This window comes from Streptomyces aurantiaciflavus (assembly GCF_049808595.1).
GTDB lineage: Bacteria > Actinomycetota > Actinomycetes > Streptomycetales > Streptomycetaceae > Streptomyces.
On the sequence record NZ_JBNCAQ010000039.1, the window covers coordinates 37,460 to 61,295 of the forward strand.

Genomic DNA, 23,836 nt, shown 5'->3' on the forward strand with positions numbered 1-23,836 from the left:
CGGGGGGGGCCCCCGCGCCCCCCCGGGGCCCCCCCCCCCCCGCGGGGGGGGGGGCGGCGGGCCCGGGGGGGGGGGGGGGGGCTCTTTCGGGTGCGGTGCGGTGCGGTGCGGGTGTGGGTGCGGGTGCGGGTTCGGTGCCGGTGCCGGTGCCGGTGCCGGTGCCGGTGCGTGGGCGGGTGCGGGTGCGTTTCGGGGGCGCCTGGTGGCGGTGGGTGGGTCGGGGTCGTGGCGGTGCGGCGAGCCCGTCGCGTGTTGGGCGTACGGCTGCCTGCTGCCATGGCTGGACTTGGCTGTGACGGGCTAAGCGACGGGCTCCTGCCGCACCGCCACGACCCACTCCCGTGCGATGGCGGCTGCGGGTGCGTCGTGGCTGTGCCGCAGCGGCCACCACTCGCTCACATAGGAGGGCGGCTGCGGGAGCGTCGGGGCTGTGGCGTCCCGGTCACGGCTCACTCTCGCCGGAGGGCGACTGCGGGTGCGTGGGGCTGCGCTGCACCGTCGGCACGTACGGCCTTCAGCCGGTGGGCCTGGCCCCCGTCGCCGCGACCGCCTGATGCCACGGCCCGGTGCTGTGGGGCCGGTGGCGCTGGTGGCCACGACGGTGATTCGGCTGTTCCAGCGTGACGTACGGATGTTCGCGTCATCATGACGGGTATGCCGTGCCCGCAGCCGTACGGGATACCCCGAGCCCGCAAGCCGTACGGGAAACGCCGTGCCGGACACGCCACTACGGACACGCCCTGACGGGGCACGTCCGCCGTCGCCGAGAGACCCCGAGAGGGACACCCCATGACCACCATCGCGGTGACCGGCCACACCGACCTCACCGAGGACAGCGTTCCCCTGATCCGCGCCGCCCTCGACGACCTCCTCGCCCGGTACGTCTCCGACGGCGACCTCGTCGGCGTCTCCTGCCTCGCCGCCGGCGCCGACTGTCTCTTCGCCGAGGCCGTACTCGCCGCCGGCGGCCGTCTCGTCGCCGTCATCCCCTCGCGCGACTACCGCCGTGCCAAGGTCGCACCCGCCCACGCCCCTGTCTTCGACCACCTCGTCGACTCCGCCGCCGAGGTCCTCGTCCTCCCCCGCGACAAGGCCGACCACCAGGCCTACGAGGCCGCCAACGCCGTGCTCGTCGAACGTGCCGACCGCCTTGTCGCCGTCTGGAACGGCGGGCCGCCGAGCGGCCGGGGCGGCGGCACGGCCGACGCCGTGCTGGACGCGCGGGCGGCGGGCGTGCCGGTGGAGGTGGTGTGGCCGACGGGGGCCGGGAGGGTGAGCGGGGCTCGGGGGCTGTGACGTCGTCGCCCCGCCCCGCCGTCACCCGCTCAGGGTGACGACGCGGCGGGCCGCGGGACGAAGGCTGGGAGGACAGTGGCTGTCCCAGGCAGCCCGAGAGGCACGAAGGAACGGAGATCCTCCATGGCCACCACCACACGTCACCAGCGGGCCGAGGGCGCCCGTGCCGCCGCCACCGGCCTGACGCTGTTCGCCGCTGTGATGCTGCTCGTCGCCGGTGTCCTCGACCTCTTCCGGGGCATCATGGCGATCGCCCAGGACGACGTCTTCGTGACCACGCCCAACTACGTCTTCAAGTTCGACCTGACGAGCTGGGGCTGGATCCACCTGTTCCTCGGCCTCGCCGCGATCATCGTGGGCCTCGGTCTGTTCACGGTGGCCACCTGGGCCCGGGTGGCAGGTGTGGGCATCGCGGCGCTGCTGATCATCGCCAACTTCCTGTCCATCCCGTACTACCCGGTGTGGTCGCTCACGCTGATCGCCCTGTACGGGTTCACCATCTGGGCGCTGTGCGTCGTCCAGCGGGACAACCGGATCGGATGACTCCCGCACGCACCGGACGACTCCCCGCTCGGGGCGACTCCCCGCACGGGAGGACTCCCGCACCGGACGACTCCCGCTCGGAATGACTCCCGCACCGGAAGACCCCGTCCCCTCCGTGGACATCGACCGGGCCGTGCGCGGCCCGGTCGTGCCGCACGGGGCCGACGCGTCACGGGGGGCATCGCGATCGTGATCCGCGATCCCCGATCACCCGCCACGGGTGATCCCCTACGCGTCCGACGCGGCGCCGCCCGCGCCGCCGTGGCGGAACGTGTCACCGCCCCGCGGAGCCACCCGCGCCGGGTGATCCCCGGCGCCCCGCCCCGGCGCATCGTGGACCGCGTCAAGGACCACCGCCCGCCACGGAAGTCCGGCGGCGGGCCGGCGACCTGGAGGTCATCGTGTCCGACTATCCGCTGCTCAACGGATTCCTCACCATGCTGTGGTTCTTCCTGTGGATCATGTGGTTGATGCTCCTGTTCCGGGTCATCGCCGACATCTTCCGGGACGACGCCCTCAGCGGCTGGGCCAAGGCGGGCTGGACGCTGTTCGTGTGCGTGCTGCCCTTCCTGGGTGTCTTCGTCTATCTGATCGCCCGGGGCCGGGGCATGGGCGAGCGCGCGGTACAGCAGGCCCAGACCCGGGAGCAGGCCTTCCGCTCCTACGTGCGGGAAGCGGCCGCCGAAACACCGGCAGCCGGGGCCTCCCGGGCGGACGAGCTCACCAAGCTCGCCGGTCTGCACGACCACGGTCACATCACCGACACCGAGTACGAGCAGGCGAAGGCCAAGGTGCTCGCCGCGTGAGGCGTCGCCTGCGAGCCCCCGCCCGACCGCGAGAGAAGTGCGCGCATGCAGTACGAGATCCGCATCGACGGGCTGATGCCGGAGACACTGGCCCAGGCCTTTCCGGAGCTGCGCCGCTTCGTCGTACCGGACCAGACCGTCCTGGTCGGTCAGGTCACCGACGAGGCTCATCTGTACGGTCTGCTGACGCGCTGCCAGTCGCTGGGGCTGCACGTCGTGGAGTTCCGGCGCCTGGCCGAGTGACGGGCGAGTCGCCGCACCTGCCGCAGGGCCCTTACGGCGCAGGGCCCTGCGCCGTAAGGGCCCTGCGGCAGGTGCGGCGCCCTACAGCTCCTACAGCAGGCGCAGTGCGCGGGCCCGGCGGACCGCCTCGCTGCGCCGGGTCGCGGCGAGCTTGCGGTAGATGTTCTTCAGATGGGTCTTGACCGTGTTGACCGACAGATGGAGGTCGGCGGCGATCTCCTCCGTGGACAGCATCTGCGCCAGCCGGCCCAGGACCTCGAGTTCGCGCTCGCTGAGCGGTTCCGTGACGAGAGGTTCGGTGAGGGGGGCGGGGGTCTGATCGTGGCGGGCGGTCACCGCCGTGTGTCCCGTCACCGAGGCCGGGAGCCAGCCGTGTCCCTGGGCCAGGACGGGCCGTCGGCGCAGCAGTCGTCGCAGCCAGGGGCCGGCCTCCGGGAAGGGCCGTCGCAGCCGCTCGGGCCGGGCGAGTGTGAGGGCTCGCGCGGTCAGGCGCTGGGCCGTGGCGTCGTCGCCGAGCGCGTCGGCGGCCTGCGCCCGCACCAGCAGCGCCCGTACGGCGAGCGCGGGTCCCTCGCCCGGTCCGGCGGGCAGCTCGTCGAGGAGCCGTAGCGCCTTCTCGTGCTCACCGACGGCGATCGTGGCCCTGGCCGCTGCCACCACGCTGTGCGGCCCGGCCGAGCCGTCGCCGAAGACCTCCAGCGCGGCCTGCGGGCGGCCCGCGGCCAGATGCGCGGCGGACGTGGTGAGGGCGATCCTGTCGGCCACCCACGGCGAGGGCCGGACCGCGGTGGACGCGTGTGCCAGGCCGTCGAGGGCGTGCAGGGCGGCCTGGGGGTCGCCTTCGGCCAGCCGGAGACGTGACCGCAGCAGCGCCGGCTCCGTGGTCACGACGGGATCGGGCGGGGCGGCGGAGGAGGCGGCGGCCCGGTCGAGGTGGGCGCGGGCGGCGGCGAGGTCGTCCCGGTCGACGGCGACGGCGGCCAGGACGAGCTCGGCGACCCCGGTACGGGCGGCGGGCGGCAGTCCGGCGCGCTCGGCCTCGGCGATCGCCTCCCGGGCGTGCGTCTCGGCGCGGGCCGGCCAGCCGCGCAGGACGTCGATCAGGGCGAGCCGGCTGAGGCACTCGTGCCGGGGGAACGCGGTCGACGGCCCGGCGTCGAGGTGGGCGGCGGCCGACAGCGACGCCCGGGCGGCGTCGAAGCGTCCCGCCCACAGCTGCGCCGAGCCCAGATCCGTCAGCATCAGCGCCCTGAGTTCCGGATGCTGCGCCAGACGCTCCGGGGGGACGTCCCGTTCCGCGGCCTCCACCTCCTGCGCGGCGGCCTCCGCGAGATCGGCCGAGCCGGTCATCCGGGCGGCGAGCACCCGCAGCAGGGCGCAGCTGAGCCGCTGCGCCCCGGAGCCGTCGGCGCCGTCCTCCCCCAGGTGCTCCTGGACGCGGCGCAGACGCTCAAGCCCCTGATCGACGTTGTGGTGGGCCAGCTCAAGGGCGGCGCGCACCAGGTCCGCGGCGGGTCCGGGGGTGTCCGGGGCCATCCGGGAGAACAGCGCGTCGAGCCGCTGGGCGTCCAGTCCGGTCCGCAGCCGCCCGATCGCCAGCTCGTCGACGAACCGGGTCGCGGCCGGCTCCCAGTCACCCGCGTGCGCGGCGTGCGGCAGCGCCTCGGTGAGCAGCCCCGCCCCGCTCAGCCACCGTGCCGCCCGCCGGTGCAGTTCCGGTTCCAGTCCGGGCCGGCGGACGCGGAGGTGGACCCGGAGGATCTCGGCGAACAGCGGGTGGAGCCGGTACCAGGAGTGACCGACGGCCTCGACGAAGGCGTTCGCCCGCTGCAGTCCGGCGAGGATGGGCTCCCCGTCGTCCCTGCCGGTGAGGGCGTCGGCCAGCTCGGGGTGGATGCGTTCGAGGACGCTGCAGCGCAGGAGAAGGTCCTGGGTCTCGGCGGGCTGGGCGTCGAGCACCTCGGCGAGCAGGAAGTCCGCGAGGGTGCTCCGGCCCGCCTCGAAGTTCTTCAGGAAGGACTCGGGGTCGTCGGCCTGTTGCGCCGCCAGGATGCACAGCCGTAGTCCGGCGGCCCAGCCACCGGTCCGCTCGGCGACGGCCCGCACGCCGTCGTCCGACAGGTGCATGCCGTGCCGGCTCAGCAGCGCGGCGGTCTCCTCCGGCAGGAAGGCCAGGTCGGCGTCGCGGATGTCGGTGATCTCGTCGGCGGCGCGGTAGCGGTGCAGCGGCAGCAGCGGCTCCGTACGGCTGATGATCACCAGGCGGAGCCCGCCGGCCGCGTGCCGGAGCACGAACTGCAACGCGTCCGCGACCTGTGCCGAGGAGACGACCCGGTCGAAGTCGTCCAGTACGAGGACCACGGGTTCGGTGCGCCGGCTCAGCCGGGCCGCGAGTCGGGCGAGCAGCGAGTGGTCCACCTCGCCCGGGCGGGCCGGGCCGCTGACACCGTCGACCTCGTCGGGCGGGTCGGGACGCTGGCGGCGCAGTGCCTCCAGCACGTAGGTCCAGAACACGCCGGGGGCGTTGTCCTCGGGCTCCACCGTCAGCCACGCCACCCGGCCGGGCGCGGTCCCGGTACGGGCCCAGTCGGCGACCAGCAGGGTCTTGCCCGCCCCCGCCGGCCCGTTCACCAGCGTCAGCGGCCCCTGCACCCCCCGTGCGAGCCGCTCGGTCAGCCGGGGCCTGCGCAGGAACACCCCGGGCAGCACCGGAACGCTGAACCGGGCGGACAGAAGAGGATCACCGGTCGGTGTCACGGGCTCGGCCGAGGGGCCCTCGCGCCCATCGGACGCCGACCCGGCGAGGCCGCTCACCGCGGCGCCTCAGCGCTCGCGCCGAAACAATCACCCACACCTCGATCCTCACCCGAAGCCCGGGCACCCGCCAACGGAGAACGCCCGCCCCGCCCCGACCTGCGGGTCAATACACCTAGCGGCGGGTGAGGCGGGTGAGGGTGACGCCGTTGGGGAAGGCGGTGCGTTCGGCGACGTCGAAGACGGTGGGGTCGAAGGCGCCGTCGAAGGCGGGGATGCCCGCGCCGGCGACCACCGGGTAGCTCTTGACGACCAGCTCGTCGATCTCGGGCAGGAGGGCGCCCGCGAGCCTGCCGCCGCCGCAGAGCCAGATGTCCAGGCCGGAGTCCTCCTCCCGCTTGAGCTCGCGGACGAGGGCGAGCGGGTCGCCCGGGACGACGGTGACGGCCGGGTCGATGTCGGGCTTGAGGGTGCTGGAGACCACGTACTGGCGCAGATGCGCGTACGGGCTGGTGACGCCGGCGTCGAGGGCGGGGCGGAAGGCGCCGAGGCCCATCACGATGGTGTCGAAGCGCCGGTTGGGCGCGTCGGTGAGGCCCACGGCGGCGCGGAAGGCGGTCGGGACGGTCTCGGGGTACAGCGTGTTGGTCCAGGCGGAGTAGGCCGCGGCCTGCTTCTCGTCGCCCTGGGGGAAGAAGTCGAACTCGCCGCCGGGGCCGGCGATGCGGCCGTCGAGCGTCACGGCGATGTAGTACACGAGCTTTCGCATCCATGACTCCGAACTTCGAACGTAGTACTCTGACTGAAGTGGTTCGAACGTAGTACTACACATGGAGTGGTGTCAATGGTGAGACGGAACGACCAGCGGCGCGCGGCGCTCGTCGACGCCGCGATCGAGGTGCTGGCCAGGGAAGGCGCGCGCGGACTGACGTTCCGCGCGGTGGACGGTGAGGCCGCCGTGCCCAACGGCACCGCGTCCAACTACTTCGCCAGCCGCGACGATCTGCTCACCCAGGCCGGCGCCCGCGTCTACGAGCGGCTCCAGCCCGACGAGGCGACCATCGCCCGCCAGCGGTCGGCGGACCGGGACCGGGAGACGTACACGGAGCTGATGCGCGAACTCGTCGGCCGGGTCGCGTCCTTCCGCACCGGCTACCTGGCGCTGCTCGAACTCCGCCTGGAGGCCACCCGCCGCCCCGAACTGCGCAAGGTCCTCACCGAACGCGTCCGCGCCGACGTCGACGCGAACGTCGCCTACCACGAGGCGTCCGGCCTGCCCGGCGACGCGACGGCCGTCAAGCTGCTGATGCTGACGCTGAACTGGCTGATCGTCGAACAGCTCACCCTGCCGGACGTCTTCACGGAGGCGGAGCGGGACGCGCTGGTGACGGCCGCGGTGCGGCGCATCGTGCGGGCGGAGTAGGAGGGCGGGCCGGGGGTGCGAAACCACCCCCGGCCCGCCGGTGCGTCGGCCGCGTCCGAGCGCGGCGGGTGTCAGTGATGGGCGTGGACGACGGCGTGACCCTTGCCGCGGCCGATCATCCACTTGTTCACGGGCGTGGTGATCAGGAAGGCGACGGCGAAGCCGCCCAGGAGGGCCGACCAGAACAGACCGTCCGACAGCCCGGCCTCCATGGCGCCCGGGGTGAGCGCGACGATGGCGTTGTCGACCAGTTCCATCACGGCGATCGAGACGGTGTCGGCGGCCAGGGCCACCTTGACGGCGGCCCTGAGGTCCAGGCCGGCCCGGCGTACCGCGAACAGGGTGAAGGAGTAGCCGAACAGGAACGCCAGGACGATCGCGACGACCATGGTCGGCACGTTGCCCCAGCCGAGGGCGGTACCGATGACCATGCCGAGGATCTCGCCGATGGCGCACCCGGTGAGGCAGTGCAGCGTCGCCTTCCCCGCCATCGCCCAGGAGGCACCTCCGTGCCCCGCGTGGGAGGCATGACCGTGGTGGTGGCCACGGTGGGCGTCGTGGGCGCCCTGGCCACCATGGGCTCCTTGCGCGCCCTGGGCGTCCTGGGCGTGTGGGATGCCGGTGGGGTGATCGCTGTGGTTCATGACGTCATCTCCGTTCCCGCGGTCGACGGGTGTCGGGTTGTCTCGAGGGTGACTCATCGGGCGGCCTTGAAACCGCGCAGGCGCAGGGAGTTGGCGACGACGAAGACCGACGAGAAGGCCATGGCCGCCCCGGCGATCATCGGGTTGAGCAGGCCGGCCGCGGCGAGCGGCAGCGCGGCCACGTTGTAGGCGAAGGCCCAGAAGAGGTTGGAGCGGATGGTGCCGAGGGTGCGGCGGGCGAGACGGATCGCGTCGGCCGCCGCGCGCAGGTCGCCTCGTACGAGGGTCAGGTCGCCGGCCTCGATGGCGGCGTCCGTGCCCGTGCCCATGGCCAGCCCCAGGTCGGCCTGGGCGAGGGCGGCGGCGTCGTTGACACCGTCGCCGACCATCGCGACCGAGCGTCCCTCGTCCTGGAGCCGCCTGACGACGTCGGCCTTGTCCTGCGGCAGCACCTCGGCGACGACGTCCCCGGGGGCGATGCCGACCTCACGGGCGACGGACTCGGCCACGGTCCTGTTGTCGCCGGTCAGCAGCATCGGCCGCAGGCCCAGGGCGCGCAGCCGGGTGATCGCCTCGGCGCTGGTCTCCTTCACCGCGTCGGCGATCTCCAGGACCGCCCGGGCCTCTCCGTCCCAGGCCACGGTGATCGCGGTGCGCCCCGCGGCCTCGGCCTCGGTCCTCGCCCGCACCAGCTCCTCGGGCGGTTCGATGGCCCAGTCGGCGATCAGCCGCTCCCGGCCGACCAGGACCGCGTGGCCGTCGACGACGCCCTGCACGCCGAGCCCGGGAACGTTCGCGAAGTCCTCGGGGGTGGGCAGCGGGCCCAGCTTCTCCCGTGCCCCGTCGGCGACGGCGCGGGCGATCGGGTGCTCGGAGGAGTGTTCCAGCGCGCCGGCCAGCCGCAGGACCTCGCCCTCGTCGGCGCCGTCGGCGGTGTGCACGGCGAGCAGGGTCATCCGGCCCGTGGTGACGGTGCCGGTCTTGTCGAGGACGACGGTGTCGACCGCGCGCGTGGACTCCAGGACCTCCGGACCCTTGATGAGGATGCCGAGCTGTGCGCCGCGTCCCGTACCGACCAGCAGGGCGGTCGGCGTGGCCAGGCCGAGGGCGCACGGGCAGGCGATGATCAGCACGGCGACGGCGGCGGTGAAGGCGGCCGTCAGCCCCGCGCCGTTGCCCAGCCAGAAACCCAGGGTGCCGAGCGCCAGGGCGATCACGATCGGCACGAAGACGGCGGAGATCCGGTCCGCGAGCCGCTGTGCCGCGGCCTTGCCGTTCTGCGCGTCCTCCACCAGCTTGGCCATCCGGGCCAGTTGGGTGTCGGCGCCGACGCGGGTGGCCTCGACGACGAGGCGGCCGCCCGCGTTGACCGTGGCACCCGTGACCGAGTCGCCGACGCCCACCTCCACCGGTACGGACTCGCCGGTGAGCATGGACGCGTCCACGGCGGAGGAACCCTCGACGACCGTCCCGTCGGTGGCGATCTTCTCGCCCGGGCGGACGAGGAAACGGTCGCCGACCTTCAACTCCCCGGCCGGCACGGTCTGTTCGCCGCCGTCCGGACGCAGCACGGTGACGTCCTTCGCGCCCAGTTCCAGCAGCGCCTTCAGGGCGGCCCCCGCCTTGCGCTTGGACCGCGCCTCGAAGTACCGGCCCGCCAGGATGAAGGCGGTCACGCCGGCGGCGGCCTCCAGGTAGATGTTCCCGGCGCCGTCGCCGCGGGCGATGGTCAGCTCGAAGGGGTGGGTCATGCCGGGCGTGCCCGCGCTCCCGAGGAACAGCGCCCACAGCGACCACAGGAACGCGGCCGACGTGCCGACCGAGATCAGCGTGTCCATGGTGGCCGCGCCGTGCCGCGCGTTGGTGAGCGCCGCCTTGTGGAAGGGCCAGCCGGCGTAGGTCACCACGGGGGCCGCAAGCGTCAGGGACAGCCACTGCCAGTACTCGAACTGCAGCGCCGGGATCATCGCCATCGCGACGACCGGGATCGCCAGCACCACCGCGGTGACCAACCGCTCCCGCAGCGGCCGCAGTTCGTCGTCCGTCTCCTCCGTCTCCTCGCCGCCCCCGGCCCGGGTGCGCACGGGAACGGTCTCCCGCGCGGTGTACCCGGTCGCCTCGACGGTGGCGATCAGGTCCCGGACGGAGACGTCACCGCCGTAGCTGACCTTCGCCTTCTCGGTGGCGTAGTTGACGGTGGCGGTGACGCCGTCCATCCGGTTGAGCTTCTTCTCGATCCGGGCGGCGCACGAGGCGCAGGTCATGCCCCCGATGACGAGCTCTGCCTCGGCGCCGGTCGTGGTGGTGGTCATGGAGTGCTCCTCGTGCGGGTGGGCGGCCGGGGCACGGTCCCGGCCGTTCGGGGAGTGCGGGTCAGGCCCGGCCGGTCAGCTCGTAGCCGGCCTCGTCGACGACCTCGGCGATCACCGCGTCGTCCGGCTCGGCGGCGCTGCTGACGGTGACCCGGCCGGTCGCGAGGTCGACGTCGACACCGGTCACGCCGTCCAGCTCGCCGATGACCTTGGTCAGCGTGGCCTCGCAGTGGCCGCAGGTCATGCCGGAGACGGCGTACGTCGTGGTGACACCGTCCGTGGCCGCGGCCCGGTCGACGGTGCCGGTCGAGCAGGTGCCGTCGGTGGAGCAGCAGGTCGAGGGCATTGGGTTTCCTCCTGGTCGGTCTGATCACAGTGTGGCTCGGATACGGGGGAGGGGTATTGCTCGCCTCGGAATCCTGTATACCCCCATGGGGTACCGAGAGCAAGCGGTGCAGCGCTTGACTTTATACCCCCTGGGGGTACCTTGAAGTGCATCGAGGCCCCCACTCACGTCCCGAGGGCCTCCTCGTCTCCGGGAGGCATCCATGAAGGCCGGACTGAAGATCACCGCGTTCGCCGCCGCGCTCGCCGCGACCTTCGGCACCGCCTACGGCGTGGGCAGGGGCGTCGACCCCGTCGTCGCCGACGAGGCGCCCGCACGTCATGACGGCCACAGCGAGGAATCACCGACGCCGGAGGGAGGCGGCGGCCACGCCGGGCACGCGTCGACTCCGGCGGCCGGCGGACTGCAGATCTCCGAGGGCGGCTACACCCTCGACCTCAGGACCCCGAGGCTCGCGGCAGGACAGCCCACCGATCTGCGCTTCACCATCCGGGACGGGGACGGCCGAGCCGTCACCGCCTACCGGCGCGAGCACGACAAGGAACTGCACCTCATCCTGGCCTCACGCGACCTGGTCACCTACCGCCACCTGCACCCCACCCGCGCCGCCGACGGAACCTGGAGCATCCCCGTCAACCTGCCCCGGGCGGGCGGCTACCGGGTCTTCGCCGACTTCACGCCGGAGGCCGAGGGCGCCGAGAACCTCACCCTCGGCGCGGATCTCGCGGCTTCGGGCCCGTACGAGCCGAAGGACCTGCCCGCGCCCGGCGCCACGGCCCGGACCGACGGCTACGAGGTCGAACTGGACGGAACGCTGCGCCCGGGCACGGCCGGCGAACTGAAGCTGACGGTCTCCCGCGACGGCAGGCCGGTCACCGACCTCCAGCCCTACCTCGGTGCCTACGGCCACCTCGTCGCCCTGCGCTCCGGCGACCTCGCCTACCTCCACGTCCACCCGGGCGGGGAACCCGGCGACGGCGTGACCAGGCCCGGCCCGGGCATCTCGTTCACGGCCACGGCACCCAGCAGCGGCACCTACCGCCTCTTCCTCGACTTCAAGCACGAGGGAAGCGTCCACACGGCGGCGTTCACGGTCCGCTCCGGTGGGCCGGCGGGCACGGAGGAGTCCGCCGACGGACATCGGCACTGAGGCCGCGACGCGAGCGGGGGGAGGGACCGGTGTCCGCACCGGTCCCTCCCCTTCGGGCTGCTCCGGCTTGTCAGCTCTTGCCGAGGAGCTTGTTCATCTCGGTGATCTCGGCGGTCTGCGCGGTGACGATGTCGCCGGCCATGGCCGTGGCGGGACCGTACTCGCCCTTGTCCTTCTCGGTGGTGGCCATGTCCACGGCGCCCTGGTGGTGCTCGATCATCATCGTCAGGAACATGGTGTCGAAGTCCGTGCCGGACGCCTTCTCCAGCTTGGCCATGTCCGAGCCGTCCATCATCCCGGGCATCCCGGGCATCCCGGACCCACCCGAGTGGTCCATGCCGGGCATGGACTCCGCGGCGCTGCCGGACGGCGCCGGGACGTCCTCGCCCCAGGCCGTCAGCCAGCCGCTCATGGTCTTGATCTCCGGGTCCTGAGCCTTCTCGATGCGCGCGGCGAGGTCCTTGACCTGGGGAGAGGAGGCCCGGTCGGCGGCCAACTCCGCCATCTCCAGGGCCTGCCGGTGGTGGGGGATCATGCCCTGCGCGAAGGACACGTCCTGGGTGTTGTGCGCCCCGGCCGTGGCGTCGGCGCTCGCCGACGACGACGCGGAGCTGTGACCGCCCGCGTGTCCGGTGCCGCTGTCGTCGCTGTCGTTGCCGCAGGCGGCGAGGACGAGCGCGGCGGTGACGGACGCGGCCACCACGGCGGCGCGGCGGGTCAGGGTACGGGTGTTGCGCATGCTGGAACTCCTGCTGTGCTGGGTGAAAGGGATCCGGACGTGCCGAGGCGCACCACGTGGCCGTGCTGAGGACGTGGTGCCGCGTGGTGTCTAGATCCGCAGGAGCTGGAGTTCCGCCAGTGAGGGTGGCGCCCGAGCGCTGTCGGGGGCTTCGGCCGCGGAGGAGCAGGCGGCGTCGGCGCGTACGGGCGCGGCCACCGGATCGGGGACGAGGGCGGGCAGAACCGGTGCACCGCTCACCGCGGCCGCCGCGCAGGTGGCGTCGGCGTGATGCAGGTGCCTTCCGCCGCAGTCCCCGCCGTCTCCGGCGCAGTCGTCATGAGCGCTGACCTCGGCGGCCGCCATGTGCCGCGGTGCGGCGTGCTCATGGACGCTGCCCCCGGGGGCCAGGGCGTGCATGCCCAGCAACCCGGCCAGCAGCCCGAGCACGAGCAGCACCCGCCACCGCCGCACGGGCGGTGCCTCGGGGTCCTGCTCGCGGTTCTTCATCGGGATGATCCTAGGTGAAGCCCGTGCAGCGGGCTCCTCGACGGTGTCCCTTCGGGGTACGGCTGCGCCGGCCCCCGTGTTCACCGTGCCCGGCCGACGACCGGGGCGCCGCAGACGTCGGCGCCGCCTCCCGTCAGCCGCCCCGCGGAGGGTCCCCCAGGTCGGTTGCTCCGTATCGGCCCCCCGTCGGCTCCGGGAGGCCGCTGGTCACCGCGTCCGGCGCAGTCCCGCGACGAGGAGGCCGACCAGCCGGCGCGCGTCGTAGCGGGGATCGCTGTCCGCGCCGATGCAGAGGTTCCCGACGCCGCGCATGAGCTCGTAGGCCTCCAGGTCGGACCGGATCTCGCCGGAAGCGGCCGCGGCCTCGAGCAGCTGGGTGCACACGGGCACGAGCCGGTCGAGGAAGTAGGCGTGCAGGGTGTCGGAGCCGGCGTCGTCGGAGTGCAGCGCGGTGGCGAGTCCGTGCTTGGTGACCAGGAAATCGACGAAGTGGTTGATCCACTGCGCCAGTGCGGCGTGCGGAGTCGCGCTGCTCGCCAGCAGGGCGGGCCCGGCCTCGGCGCAGGCGTCGACCTGATGCCGGTAGACGGCGATGATGAGATCCGCTCGCGTCGGGAAGTGGCGGTAGATCGTGCCCAGCCCGACACCGGCCTCGGCCGCGATGGCGCGCACCGGCGCGTCCACGCCCGACCTGACGAACACCGCGGCGGCCGCGTCGAGCAGCGTCTCCTTGTTGCGCCGGGCGTCCGCCCGCTTGGACCGGGCCGCCGCGCGCCCCGCGCCGCCCTCGTCGCCGTCGTTCACCGCGCAGCTCCCTGCCAAAAACCGACCTTGCAAAGCGGAACAGTGTTCCGTATCGTTCCGGAACGTGGTTCCGCTTTGCTCATGATGCCAGAGCGGAGGCCGCCGACCAAGCCATGCCTCACCACCCATCGCCACCACGCTTCATCCGCAACGGAGGAACACGCTCATGCAGTACCGCACCTTGGGCCGCACCGGTGTGCAGGTCAGCTCCCTCGCGCTCGGCGCGATGAACTTCGGCGCCATCGGGCGCACCAGCCAGGACGAGGCCACCGCCATCGTCGACGCCGCACTCGAGGGCGGGATCAACCTCATCGACACCGCCGACATGTACAGCGGCGGCGAGTCGGAGGAGATGGTCGGCAAGGCCATCGCAGGCCGCCGAGACGACATCGTGCTGGCCACGAAGGCGAACATGCCGATGAGTGACGAGCGCAACCACCAGGGCAGTTCGCGCCGTTGGCTGATCACCGCGCTGGACGACAGCCTGCGCCGTCTCGGTGTCGACCACGTCGACCTCTACCAGATCCACCGATGGGACCCGCGCACCAGCGACGAGGAGACCCTGTCGGCGCTCACCGACCTGCAACGCGCGGGGAAGATCCGCTACTTCGGCTCCTCGACCTTCCCGGCCTACCGCGTCGTGCAGGCCCAGTGGGCCGCCCGCGAGCACCACCTGAGCCGCTACGTCACCGAACAGCCCAGCTACTCGGTCCTGCAGCGCGGCATCGAGACCGACGTACTGCCCGTGGCCGAGGAGTACGGGCTCGGCGTCCTGGTGTGGAGCCCGCTGGCCTCGGGCTGGCTGTCGGGCGCGATCCGTGCGGGCCGGGACGTCACCACCAGCCGCTCGACGTTCATGCCGGAACGCTTCGACACCGCCCTCCCCGCCAACCGGGCCCGGCTCGACGCCGTCGAACAGCTGGCCGAGGTCGCCGACCAGGCCGGCCTGACCATGATCCAGCTGGCGCTCGGATTCGTGACCGCGCATCCCGCCGTGACCAGCGCGCTCATCGGCCCCCGCACCCTGGACCACCTGCACGCGCAACTCGCCGCCGCCGACACCGTGCTCTCCGCCGACGTCCTCGACGCGATCGACGCCGTCGTCGCCCCCGGCACCGACCTGGCGCCGCACGAGAAATACGACACTCCGCCCGCGCTGCTCGACCCGTCACTGCGGCGCCGCTGACCGCCGAAGGGAACTACGCCTGGCGCCGGACCCCCAGGACGTCGAGCATCGCGCGGGTGGCCGGGCTCGGGTTGAACACATGCTCGTCGTGATCGAGTACGACGGTTTCCACACCGGAGGGCCGTTCGCCCTCCGGCAGACCGAGGAAGGCGATGTCCAGCGCACCGTCCCGGATCGCCGCCGCCATCTCGTCGCTGCGTCCGGACCGCAGAGCGACCCGGACGTCCGGGCGCCGGGCCCGGTACCGCTGCAGCAACTCGGGTACGTCAACGGCTGCCGCGGTCACGATCACGCCGACGGCGCCCAGATCCCCGCCGCACACCGATGCGCACCCCGGCCGCTCAGCCCCGTCAGCGGGAGCACATGACCGTGACGAGGGTGAACGACGCATAGAAAGGGCCCTCGGAGAGGCTGGTGAACCAGCGGCGGCCACGGTCCTGGTCGATGCGGCCCTCGTCGATGGCCAGCTGCATGGTGCGGCCGAGTCCCAGCGTGTGGTCCGCGTCCTCGAAGTCCCGAAACACCGGCGTCGTCGCCGCCACCGTCTCGACGCGGAAGCCCGCCTTGTCAGCCAGCCGAGCGAGGCTACGCCCGATGGTGGCGTGCCGGACCACCTCTTCGCTGGTGTATCGGGTGAAGGCACGGCTGGTCCGAAGGTCTTCCGCATCGACCACCAGGGTGTCCCAGTCCGGCTCGACGAGACCGACCACTGCACCGGGCCGCGTGACACGACGCAGTTGCGCGAGCTGCTGCTTGTACGCGCGCCCAGGTGCGCTCGCCGCAGCCCGCAGCATTTAGGCAGCCTGATCCGGTCGAGAGACGCCGAGAATCGTCGACATGACGCAAGTCAAGCACGCCGGCCGACGGCGGCGGCGCGAACGGCCTTTCCCTTCAGCAGAGTTGAGACGCCGACCACCGAGCTGTGAACGAACCTCCCGCTCTCTGGCACCGTGTGACCCATGGGTGAACTTGTCGAACGGGTTGACGAGCGTGATGAGGTCCTGGCCGTCGTCAGCAGGAGCGATGCGATACGCCAGGGATGGCTGCACCGCATCGCGACGATCGTCTGCCGCGACCCCACCGGGCGGACTCTCGTGCACCGCCGCCCCGACGGCGCCTCACGTTTCCCGGGCCGGTTCAACTGGATGCTCGGAGGCGCGGTAGAGGTCGCCGAGTCCTACGAGGAGGCCGCCGCGCGGGAGTTGGCGGAGGAACTGGGCGTCCAGGGCCGTCCGACGTTCGTGTTCAAGTTCAGGTGCGCGGGTGCGATCAGCCCGTACTGGCTCGGCCTGCACGAGGTCGTCGTGACCGAGCCCATCGAGCCTGACCCCGAGGAGATCGCCTGGCATGACTGGTTGACGGAGCCCGAGCTCACCGAGCTGGTGCGCCACGAGGCGTTCGTCCCCGATGCCCGCGAGGCGTTCGACCGATACCTCGCGTTGCGTCCGCGGCCTCAGGCCCTGTGAACCCGGACGAACGGCCTGCGGCTTTCAGCGGGCCGCACGGCCGGTCGCCGGACTGGTTCTGGCACCCGTCCTCCTCTGGCACCCGTCCTCAGAGGCGATCAACGAAAGCCCCCGGTGGCGCCCCTGGGCCGGTCCGGTCCCGGAACCCCCAGGACCGGACCGGAGGAGCCCCGTTGGCTATCGTCCCCGGCGGCCGGCGCCGACGCCGACGGGGGCGGTCAGCAGGACCAGGCCCACCGCGAGGACGGCCAGCCCGCACCAGGAGGCGGCGGGAAGGCGTTCGCCGAGGACGGTGACCCCCAGAACCGCCGCGACGGCGGGCTCGGCCAGGGTCAGTGTCGTCGCCGTCGACGCGGAGGTGTGGCGCAGCCCGTGCCCGAAGAGACGGTAGGCCAGGCAGACGGTGAACAGCGCGAGATAGACCGCCACCGCCGCGCCGCGGCTGGTGGCGAGCCAGTGCATGTCGACGAACAGGAAGAGCGGCAGCACCAGCAGCCCGGCCGCACCGAACAGCACGCCCATCACCGCGTCGGAACGGTGCCCGTCGGTGATCAGCCTGCCGCCGATCAGCGAGTAGACGGCGTACGACAGCCCCGCGCCCGCGGCGAGCACGACACCGGTCAGGTCCATCGGCGTGGCGTGTCCGCTGAGCTCGGGGCCCAGCACCAGAAGGGCGCAGCCCAGCACGGCGGCCGCGGTGGCACCGGTCCAGCGGGCGGTCGGCCGGGCCTGCCCGGTGAGCCAGGACAGCAGCCCGGCGAAGACCGGCGCGCTGCCCAACGCGATCACGGTGGCCACCGCCACGCCGGTCCGGGCCACCGCCGGGTAGAAGGTGACCGGATACCCGGCCACCGCCGGCGCCCCCAGGACGAGCAGCCACCGCTCGGCGCGCGTGCAGGCGGCGGGCAGCGCGCGGGCGCCGCGGGAGGTGAGGAACAGCAGGATGCCGCCGAGGGTGAGACCGGCACAGCCGATGGCCGCCGCCGGCGCGCCGGCGGGTGCCAGCGAACTGGCGGTCCCGGTCGTACCCCACAGCACGGCCGAGATGAGGATGGGCACGGGCCCGCTGAGAAGACCGGTACGAGCAGGGCGCGGGCCGGCGGCCGCCGGACGCGTGGGGGTCAGAGGGGTGGTGCGGTTCGGCACAGTCGTGATCTTCCGTCGTCGAATGCGTCTGGGACTCGATCCGGAACGGGCGCACAACTGGAATCCCTGACCGCCCTGCGGGTCGGTCGGGGCCGGAGATCAAACCGTCAGTGTCTGCGCCCGGTCAGGCGCCGAGGGGCGGCAGAACGACGTGCCAGTAGGTGTTCACCCTGCGATGGTACCCGGCGGGGCCGACGGCCTCCGCGACATGACGAGGGCGGAGCCCGAAAGCCCCGCCCGAATCCCACGAAGCCCCGGATCAGGGCCAGACGAGGCAATACGGCTGATGCCCCGCCTCATGCAACCGCTTCGAGAAGTCCTGCCACTCGTGCAGCAACTGGTAGACGTTGAACGCGTCCCGGGGCCCGCCCCGGTCCGGCACCGTCGACCAGATGAACGCCGCCGCGCCCACCGCCTCCTCGCCGATGTCCCGCAACGGGTCCACGACCGTCATGGGGAGCTTGACCACCGCGTAGTCGGGGTGCAGGACCACGAGCTCCAGGGGCGGGACCTTGTGCAGCGGAACGCCCTCGATGCCGGTGAGGACCATCGCTGCCATCGTCTCCGGCTTGATCTTGGTGAACATGCCGTTCATACCGAGCTCGTCGCCGCCGAGTTCCTCGGGGCGCATCGAGATCGGGACGCGGGCCGCGGTCGCGCCGTCCGGCGCGCCGAAGTACTTGTACGTCACCCCCACCCGACCACCATTCCTGCTCCCCGCCCGGAGAGGATCCATCCGGTTCTCGATCTGGTGATCGATTCCCCGGTCGAACCGCTCGGGCTCACTCGGTACACCTTGTGCCTGACGTGCTTCGGTGCTCTCTGCCGCTGCCTCCGCGTCGCGCCGGTGCCTTCCCCGCCGGGCACGTCGAGGACCCAGGTCATCAGTCCCCTCGCCCAGTCCGCCACCGCGATGCATATCTCCACCCGACTGCTTTTCTAGGACGCGCGACCCCCGTCGCGCAACCCGATCATCGTGTCAGTGACCTCCCCCACGGCCGCCCGCCGAAACGTGCGGTGAAACACCTGTCCGCAGGATCTTCGCAGCCCTTCCACTCATCGTGGTTGTGAGCTGCGTCAACAGGGGCCAGTTTCGCAGATGGCGTACGGGCGGCGACTGGTCGTTCGGTCAGCAAAGCTCCGGGAGAGTCCCCTTCGCGGCCCGGGATACGCCCGGCATGTGCCGAGGTGTGCGTCTCGACATGTGCGGCGGTGTGCGTCTCGGTATGTGCATCGGTACGCGCAGGGGTCTGCGTCTCGGTATGTGCCTCGGTATGTGCGGCGCTGTGCGTCTCGGCATGCGCCGCGCTGTGCCTCCCGGCGTGCTCCTCGGCGTGTGTCTCCGGTCGCGCCCGCCACGTCATCCGGCCCGCACCTCCGCTGTGCCTCCGCATCACCCCGATACGCGCCCCCGTTGCGGCCCGGCCGGGTCCCCGACGGCCCCGCTGTCGTCCGCCCGCCCTGGCCTACCCTGAGTGATGTCACTGGCAACCGGAGCCCCAGAAGTCGGAGAAGGTCGGAGTAGTCGCAGGTCATGAGCGAATTGCCCTATTCATACGATGCGCCTGTCTCGCAGGCCCTGTTCGACCGTGCGGCCGCCGTCACGCCGGGCGGGGTGAACTCCCCGGTGCGTGCCTTCCGTGCCGTGGGCGGCACGCCCCGGTTCATGGTGTCCGGCAGCGGTCCGTACCTGACCGACGCCGATGGGCGGGAGTACGTCGATCTGGTCTGTTCCTGGGGGCCCATGATCCTCGGGCACTCCCACCCCGAGGTGATCGCCGCCGTGCAGGAGGCCGTCGCCCGCGGCACCTCCTTCGGTACGCCCGGTGAGGGCGAGGTCGCGCTCGCCGAGGAGATCGTCGCGCGGGTCGAGCCCGTCGAGCAGGTGCGGCTCGTCTCCAGCGGCACCGAGGCGACGATGTCGGCGATCCGGCTCGCCCGCGGGTTCACCCAGCGGTCCAAGGTGATCAAGTTCGCCGGGTGCTACCACGGGCACGTGGACTCGCTGCTCGCCGCGGCCGGCAGCGGCGTCGCCACCTTCGCCCTGCCCGACACCCCCGGCGTCACCGGCGCCCAGGCCGGCGACACCATCGTCCTGCCGTACAACGACCTGGAGGCCGTGCAGGAGGCCTTCCACCGGCACCCCGGTGAGATCGCGTGCGTGATCACCGAGGCCTCGCCCGGCAACATGGGCGTCGTGCCGCCGCTGCCCGGGTTCAACCAGGGACTCAAGGACGCCTGCGCGACCAACGGCGCCCTCTACATCTCCGACGAGGTCATGACCGGCTTCCGGACCAGCCGCGCCGGGTGGTACGGCATCGACGGGGTCAAGCCCGACCTGATGACCTTCGGGAAGGTGATGGGCGGCGGCTTCCCGGCCGCGGCCTTCGGCGGTCGCGCCGACGTCATGGCGCATCTCGCGCCCGCCGGGCCCGTCTACCAGGCCGGCACCCTCTCCGGGAACCCGATCGCCACCGCCGCCGGACTCGCCCAGCTCCGTCTCCTCGACGACGCCGCCTACGCCAGGGTCAACGCCGTGTCCGAGCAGATCCAGGCGCTCGTGTCGGAGGCACTGAGCAAGGAGGGCGTCGCGCACACGCTGCAGAGCGCCTCCAACATGTTCTCCGTCTTCTTCACGGACCGGCCGGTGCGCGACTACGCGGACGCCCGGGCGCAGGAGTCCTTCCGGTTCACGGCGTTCTTCCACTCGCTGCTGGCGAACGGCGTCTACCTGCCGCCGTCGTCCTTCGAGTCCTGGTTCGTCTCCACGGCCCACGACGAGCGGGCCGTCCAGCGGATCGCCGACGCCCTCCCGGCGGCGGCCCGAGCGGCAGCGGAGGCCACGGCAGCATGAGCACCGACAAGGACATCACCGTCGTCCACCTCATGCGGCACGGCGAGGTGGCCAACCCGGACGGCATCCTCTACGGCCGTCTCGCCGGCTACCACCTCTCCGAGCTGGGCCGGCGGATGGCCGACCGGGTCGCCGAGCACCTCGCCTCCCGTGACGTCACCCATGTGTGCGCCTCCCCGCTGGAGCGGGCGCAGGAGACGGCGACGCCGATCGCCAAGGCGCACGGGCTGGACCTCGCCACCGACGAGCGGCTCATCGAGGCCGACAACGTCTTCCAGGGCAAGACCTTCGGTGTCGGGGACGGGGCGCTGCGGCGGCCCGGGAACTGGCGGCACGTCTACAACCCGTTCAAGCCATCCTGGGGCGAGCCGTACGTCGACCAGGTCGTGCGGATGATGGGCGCGCTGAACGCCGCCAAGGACCAGGCGCGGGGGCACGAGGCCGTGCTCGTGAGCCATCAGCTGCCGATCTGGATCGTGCGGTCGTACGTCGAGCGGCGGCGGCTGTGGCACGACCCGCGCAAGCGGCAGTGCACGCTCGCCTCCCTGACGACCTTCACCTACCAGGGCGACACGATCGTCTCCGTCGGCTACACCGAGCCCGCCCGTGACCTCGTCCCCGCCCATCTCCTCGCCGGCGCCAAGCCGGTGAAGGGGAAGGACAAGGCCTTCGGGGCATAGCGCCTTCGGGCACGGCTTCCTCGGGGCGTGGCCCCGAGGAAGGCCCGGGCGGTAAGTGACCTAATCAGTTTGTCTGTTACGGAATCCGGAAGTATTGGCGGAACCTCCCCGTTCGGCGCGTCCTCTGACTGGGTGACCAGCAGAGCACGTGACGAACGGGGATGCCATGCGCACTCTCACCCGAAGGGGAGCACTCGGACTCGGGGCCGGAGCCATGGCCGCCGGACTCACCGGATGCGCCGACCTCACCACCCCTTCAGAGGGGCCGGACCGGTCCTCGGGTTCCGGGAAGAACGGTTCCGCTTCTCCCAAGGCCTCCCCGACGGCCACCGCCCGCCCCATCGGTGACGGTTCCACCTCGTTCACCGGCAAGCAGCCCCACCAGCCCGCCAAGCCGGTGCCGCTGGAGCCCGGGCAGGAGCCGCCGCAGTTCGTCGTCTTCTCCTGGGACGGGGCCGGCGAGGTCGGCAACGGCCTCTTCCCGCGCTTCCTGGACCTCGCCAAGGAGCACGGCGCGTCCATGACCTTCTTCCTCTCCGGGCTCTACCTCCTGCCCGAGTCGAAGAAGCGCCTCTACGACCCGCCCAACAACCCTCGCGGCGCCTCCGACATCGGCTACCTCAGCGACCCGCACATCAAGGACACGCTGAAGAACCTCCGCCGTGCCTGGCTCGAGGGCCACGAGATAGGCACCCACTTCAACGGGCACTTCTGCGGGGACGGCCACGGCTCGGTCGGCAAGTGGACGCCCAAGCAGTGGCGCAGCGAGATCGACCAGGCCAAGTCCTTCGTGAAGCAGTGGCGCACCAACACCGGGTGGACCGATCTGCCCGCGCTGCCCTTCGACTACGACAAGGAGCTCGTCGGCGCCCGCACGCCCTGTCTGCTCGGCCAGGACAACCTGCTGCCCACCGCCCGCTCCCTGGGCTGGCGTTACGACGCCTCCTCGTCGGGCGGCCGCCAGGTCTGGCCGGACAAGAAGCAGGGCATATGGGACCTGCCGTTGCAGCAGATACCTTTCCCCGGGCGCAGCTTCGAGGTCCTCTCGATGGACTACAACATGCTCGCCAACCAGTCGATCAACTCCACCAAGGCCCCCAGCCACAACTACCCGCGCTGGCGGCAGCAGTCCGCCCAGGCGTACATACAGGGATTCAGGCGGGCATACGAGACGAACCGGGCGCCCTTCTTCGTCGGCAACCACTTCGAGCAGTGGAACGGCGGCATCTACATGGACGCCGTCGAGGAGGCCTTCAAGCACATGGCGCGCGAGAAGGAGAAGGGCGCGGACGTGCGGCTGGTCTCCTTCCGGCAGTTCGTCGACTGGATCGACGTGCAGAAGCCGGAGGTGCTGGCCAAGCTGCGCACGCTCGAGGTGGGGCAGGAACCGGCCGGTGGCTGGAAGGAGTTCCTGAAGGGCGCCTCCGCCACCTCCTCCGGCGCCCCCTCCGGAGCCTCGTCCTGAGCCTCCGGATCATCGGCCTGAAATGCGGGTTTCCACCCACAAGGGGGGTGCGCAAGATCCCCAGAACGGGCATGCGAAACTTTTCACATGAGTGCCGCCAGCCGCGCCCCCCTGCGCTCGACCACCTGGATCCGCTCGCGCCGCGCCGCGTGGACGACCGCCGGTGCCGCCGTCGCGGCGCTGCTCGTCTCCGCATGCACCTCCGGAGGGATCTCCGGCGGGGGCGGTGACACCAACTTCGTCATGGGCAAGGACGGCATCTCCACCGTCGAGAAGGGCAAGCGCGACGCGGCCCCCGACCTGTCCGGCAAGACCGTCGACGGCAAGCAGCTCGACGTCGCCTCCTACAAGGGCAAGATCGTCGTCCTGAACGTGTGGGGCTCCTGGTGCGCCCCCTGCCGCGCCGAGGCCCCCAACTTCGAGAAGGTCTACAAGGACCTCCAGAGCAAGGGCGTGCAGTTCGTCGGCATCAACACCCGCGACACCAAGGCCGCCAACGCCCTCGCCTTCGAGAAGCAGCAGGGTGTCACCTACCCCAGCCTGTACGACCCGACCGGCAGGCTGATGCTCCGCTTCAAGAAGGGCACGCTCAACCTGCAGGCCATCCCCTCCACGCTCGTCCTCGACCGGGAGGGGAAGGTCGCCGCCCGCTCGCTGGCCGCGCTCAGCGAGGACAAACTGCGCAAGATGATCGCCCCGGTCCTCGCGGAGAAGTGACGTGACCTCAGTCACCACGCTCGCCGCCACGGGCTACAACGACACGGTGCTCAACGGAGCGCTGCTGCTCGCCCTGCCCATCGCGCTGCTCGGCGGTCTCGTCTCCTTCTTCTCCCCCTGCGTCCTGCCCCTCGTCCCCGGCTACCTGTCGTACGTCACCGGAGTCGCCGGCACCGACCTGGCCGAGGCCCGGCGCGGACGGATGGTCGCCGGCGCCTCCCTCTTCGTCCTCGGCTTCACCGCCGTGTTCGTCTCCAGCGGGGCCCTGTTCGGCTACTTCGGCGAGACGCTCCTGGAGAACCAGGGCGCCCTGTCCAAGGTGCTGGGCGTGCTCATGATCCTCATGGGCGTCTTCTTCATGGGGCTGATGCCCTGGATGACCCAGCGGGAGTTCCGCTTCCACAGGAAGCCCGCCACCGGGCTGGTCGGCGCCCCGCTGCTCGGCGCGCTGTTCGGCATCGGCTGGACCCCGTGCATCGGCCCGACCCTCGCCTCCGTGATCGCCCTGTCCTCCCAGCAGGGCAGCGCGGGCCGCGGTGCCATACTGACCGTCGCCTACTGCCTCGGCCTCGGCGTGCCGTTCGTGCTCGCCGCGGTCGCCTTCCGCAAGGCGCTCGGCGCCTTCGGCTGGGTCAAGCGCCACTACGTCTGGGTCCTGCGGATCGGCGGCACGATGATGATCGTGACCGGTCTGCTGCTGCTGACGGGCGCGTGGGACCGCATCGTGCAGGACATGCAGTCCTGGTCCACCGGCTTCACTGTGGGGATCTGAT

24 protein-coding genes and 1 pseudogene are annotated in these 23,836 nt (G+C 71.9%); 13 read left to right on the top strand and 12 right to left on the bottom strand.

Annotated features, from left to right (window positions below; genetic code table 11):
* The first annotated feature begins 789 nt into the window (after positions 1-789).
* From ACPT94_RS34760 to ACPT94_RS34775, 4 genes are all read left to right on the top strand, one after another.
* Positions 790-1,296 (top strand): hypothetical protein, encoded by a 507-nt coding sequence (locus tag ACPT94_RS34760; RefSeq protein WP_425247681.1) that lies wholly within the window; start codon positions 790-792, stop codon positions 1,294-1,296.
* Positions 1,297-1,419: 123 nt separating this feature from the next.
* The gene (locus ACPT94_RS34765) at positions 1,420-1,839 is read left to right on the top strand and encodes a DUF7144 family membrane protein (protein WP_360338305.1); all 420 of its coding nucleotides are present in this window, start codon (positions 1,420-1,422) and stop codon (positions 1,837-1,839) included.
* Positions 1,840-2,240: 401 nt separating this feature from the next.
* Positions 2,241-2,645 (top strand): SHOCT domain-containing protein, encoded by a 405-nt coding sequence (locus tag ACPT94_RS34770; protein ID WP_360338308.1) that lies wholly within the window; start codon positions 2,241-2,243, stop codon positions 2,643-2,645.
* Between the two features lie 45 nt (positions 2,646-2,690).
* Positions 2,691-2,888 (top strand): DUF8691 family protein, encoded by a 198-nt coding sequence (locus tag ACPT94_RS34775; protein WP_425247682.1) that lies wholly within the window; start codon positions 2,691-2,693, stop codon positions 2,886-2,888.
* A 90-nt stretch (positions 2,889-2,978) separates the two neighbouring features.
* Here the strand turns inward: ACPT94_RS34775 and ACPT94_RS34780 are convergent, their stop codons facing one another.
* Positions 2,979-5,702: a winged helix-turn-helix domain-containing protein gene (locus tag ACPT94_RS34780; protein WP_425247683.1), complete on the bottom strand. Its 2,724-nt coding sequence runs from the start codon at positions 5,700-5,702 to the stop codon at positions 2,979-2,981.
* A gap of 115 nt (positions 5,703-5,817) precedes the next feature.
* Entirely contained in the window at positions 5,818-6,411 is a 594-nt protein-coding gene (locus tag ACPT94_RS34785) for a dihydrofolate reductase family protein (RefSeq protein WP_360338317.1), read from the bottom strand.
* A gap of 75 nt (positions 6,412-6,486) precedes the next feature.
* Here ACPT94_RS34785 and ACPT94_RS34790 point away from each other — a divergent pair, with 75 nt between their 5' ends.
* Positions 6,487-7,065 carry a TetR/AcrR family transcriptional regulator gene (locus ACPT94_RS34790; RefSeq protein ID WP_360338320.1) on the top strand — a complete coding sequence of 193 codons (579 nt, stop codon included), beginning with the start codon at positions 6,487-6,489 and terminating at the stop codon, positions 7,063-7,065.
* Positions 7,066-7,136: 71 nt separating this feature from the next.
* Here the strand turns inward: ACPT94_RS34790 and ACPT94_RS34795 are convergent, their stop codons facing one another.
* The 3 genes from ACPT94_RS34795 to ACPT94_RS34805 all read right to left on the bottom strand — a co-directional run bounded on the left by ACPT94_RS34795 (position 7,137) and on the right by ACPT94_RS34805 (position 10,367).
* Positions 7,137-7,709 (bottom strand): DUF4396 domain-containing protein, encoded by a 573-nt coding sequence (locus ACPT94_RS34795; RefSeq protein ID WP_360338323.1) that lies wholly within the window; start codon positions 7,707-7,709, stop codon positions 7,137-7,139.
* 53 nt (positions 7,710-7,762) lie between these two features.
* The gene (locus ACPT94_RS34800) at positions 7,763-10,021 is read right to left on the bottom strand and encodes a heavy metal translocating P-type ATPase (RefSeq protein ID WP_360338326.1); all 2,259 of its coding nucleotides are present in this window, start codon (positions 10,019-10,021) and stop codon (positions 7,763-7,765) included.
* A 61-nt stretch (positions 10,022-10,082) separates the two neighbouring features.
* Positions 10,083-10,367: a heavy-metal-associated domain-containing protein gene (locus ACPT94_RS34805; RefSeq protein ID WP_425247684.1), complete on the bottom strand. Its 285-nt coding sequence runs from the start codon at positions 10,365-10,367 to the stop codon at positions 10,083-10,085.
* Between the two features lie 202 nt (positions 10,368-10,569).
* Here ACPT94_RS34805 and ACPT94_RS34810 point away from each other — a divergent pair, with 202 nt between their 5' ends.
* Positions 10,570-11,517 (top strand): DUF8832 domain-containing protein, encoded by a 948-nt coding sequence (locus ACPT94_RS34810; protein ID WP_425247685.1) that lies wholly within the window; start codon positions 10,570-10,572, stop codon positions 11,515-11,517.
* A 70-nt stretch (positions 11,518-11,587) separates the two neighbouring features.
* On the opposite strand, the gene ACPT94_RS34815 is transcribed toward ACPT94_RS34810, so the two are convergent.
* From ACPT94_RS34815 to ACPT94_RS34825, 3 genes are all read right to left on the bottom strand, one after another.
* Positions 11,588-12,256: a DUF305 domain-containing protein gene (locus tag ACPT94_RS34815; protein WP_425247686.1), complete on the bottom strand. Its 669-nt coding sequence runs from the start codon at positions 12,254-12,256 to the stop codon at positions 11,588-11,590.
* Between the two features lie 90 nt (positions 12,257-12,346).
* Positions 12,347-12,745: a DUF6153 family protein gene (locus tag ACPT94_RS34820; RefSeq protein ID WP_425247687.1), complete on the bottom strand. Its 399-nt coding sequence runs from the start codon at positions 12,743-12,745 to the stop codon at positions 12,347-12,349.
* A gap of 207 nt (positions 12,746-12,952) precedes the next feature.
* The gene (locus ACPT94_RS34825) at positions 12,953-13,549 is read right to left on the bottom strand and encodes a TetR/AcrR family transcriptional regulator (RefSeq protein ID WP_360338341.1); all 597 of its coding nucleotides are present in this window, start codon (positions 13,547-13,549) and stop codon (positions 12,953-12,955) included.
* A 166-nt stretch (positions 13,550-13,715) separates the two neighbouring features.
* On the opposite strand from ACPT94_RS34825, the gene ACPT94_RS34830 reads away from it, so the two are divergent.
* On the top strand, positions 13,716-14,735 hold the full coding sequence (locus tag ACPT94_RS34830) for an aldo/keto reductase (protein ID WP_425247688.1): 1,020 nt from the start codon (positions 13,716-13,718) through the stop codon (positions 14,733-14,735).
* A 76-nt stretch (positions 14,736-14,811) separates the two neighbouring features.
* Here the strand turns inward: ACPT94_RS34830 and ACPT94_RS34835 are convergent.
* Together ACPT94_RS34835 and ACPT94_RS34840 are read right to left on the bottom strand one after the other, a co-directional pair.
* A pseudogene (locus ACPT94_RS34835) lies at positions 14,812-15,108 on the bottom strand (LysR substrate-binding domain-containing protein); the annotation flags it as partial.
* Positions 15,086-15,529 (bottom strand): methyltransferase domain-containing protein, encoded by a 444-nt coding sequence (locus ACPT94_RS34840; RefSeq protein ID WP_425247689.1) that lies wholly within the window; start codon positions 15,527-15,529, stop codon positions 15,086-15,088. The gene ACPT94_RS34840 and the pseudogene ACPT94_RS34835, both read right to left, overlap by 23 nt.
* Positions 15,530-15,694: 165 nt before the next feature.
* Here ACPT94_RS34840 and ACPT94_RS34845 point away from each other — a divergent pair, with 165 nt between their 5' ends.
* Entirely contained in the window at positions 15,695-16,201 is a 507-nt protein-coding gene (locus tag ACPT94_RS34845; RefSeq protein WP_425247690.1) for an NUDIX hydrolase, read from the top strand.
* 177 nt (positions 16,202-16,378) lie between these two features.
* On the opposite strand, the gene ACPT94_RS34850 is transcribed toward ACPT94_RS34845, so the two are convergent.
* Both ACPT94_RS34850 and ACPT94_RS34855 read right to left on the bottom strand, forming a co-directional pair.
* Positions 16,379-17,260 carry a DMT family transporter gene (locus ACPT94_RS34850; protein WP_360338353.1) on the bottom strand — a complete coding sequence of 294 codons (882 nt, stop codon included), beginning with the start codon at positions 17,258-17,260 and terminating at the stop codon, positions 16,379-16,381.
* Between the two features lie 346 nt (positions 17,261-17,606).
* On the bottom strand, positions 17,607-18,266 hold the full coding sequence (locus ACPT94_RS34855) for a hypothetical protein (protein WP_360338356.1): 660 nt from the start codon (positions 18,264-18,266) through the stop codon (positions 17,607-17,609).
* Positions 18,267-18,881: 615 nt separating this feature from the next.
* On the opposite strand from ACPT94_RS34855, the gene hemL reads away from it, so the two are divergent.
* From hemL to ACPT94_RS34880, 5 genes are all read left to right on the top strand, one after another.
* Entirely contained in the window at positions 18,882-20,201 is a 1,320-nt protein-coding gene (gene hemL / locus ACPT94_RS34860; RefSeq protein WP_360338359.1) for a glutamate-1-semialdehyde 2,1-aminomutase, read from the top strand.
* Positions 20,198-20,881 (top strand): histidine phosphatase family protein, encoded by a 684-nt coding sequence (locus ACPT94_RS34865; protein WP_360338362.1) that lies wholly within the window; start codon positions 20,198-20,200, stop codon positions 20,879-20,881. Before hemL ends, ACPT94_RS34865 begins: the two co-directional genes overlap by 4 nt.
* A 166-nt stretch (positions 20,882-21,047) precedes the next feature.
* Complete coding sequence (locus tag ACPT94_RS34870) at positions 21,048-22,346, top strand: polysaccharide deacetylase family protein (protein ID WP_360338365.1); 1,299 nt, start codon at positions 21,048-21,050, stop codon at positions 22,344-22,346.
* Between the two features lie 87 nt (positions 22,347-22,433).
* Entirely contained in the window at positions 22,434-23,063 is a 630-nt protein-coding gene (locus ACPT94_RS34875) for a TlpA family protein disulfide reductase (protein ID WP_360338368.1), read from the top strand.
* A 1-nt stretch (position 23,064) separates the two neighbouring features.
* Positions 23,065-23,835 (top strand): cytochrome c biogenesis CcdA family protein, encoded by a 771-nt coding sequence (locus ACPT94_RS34880; RefSeq protein ID WP_360338371.1) that lies wholly within the window; start codon positions 23,065-23,067, stop codon positions 23,833-23,835.
* The last annotated feature ends 1 nt before the right edge of the window (position 23,836 follow it).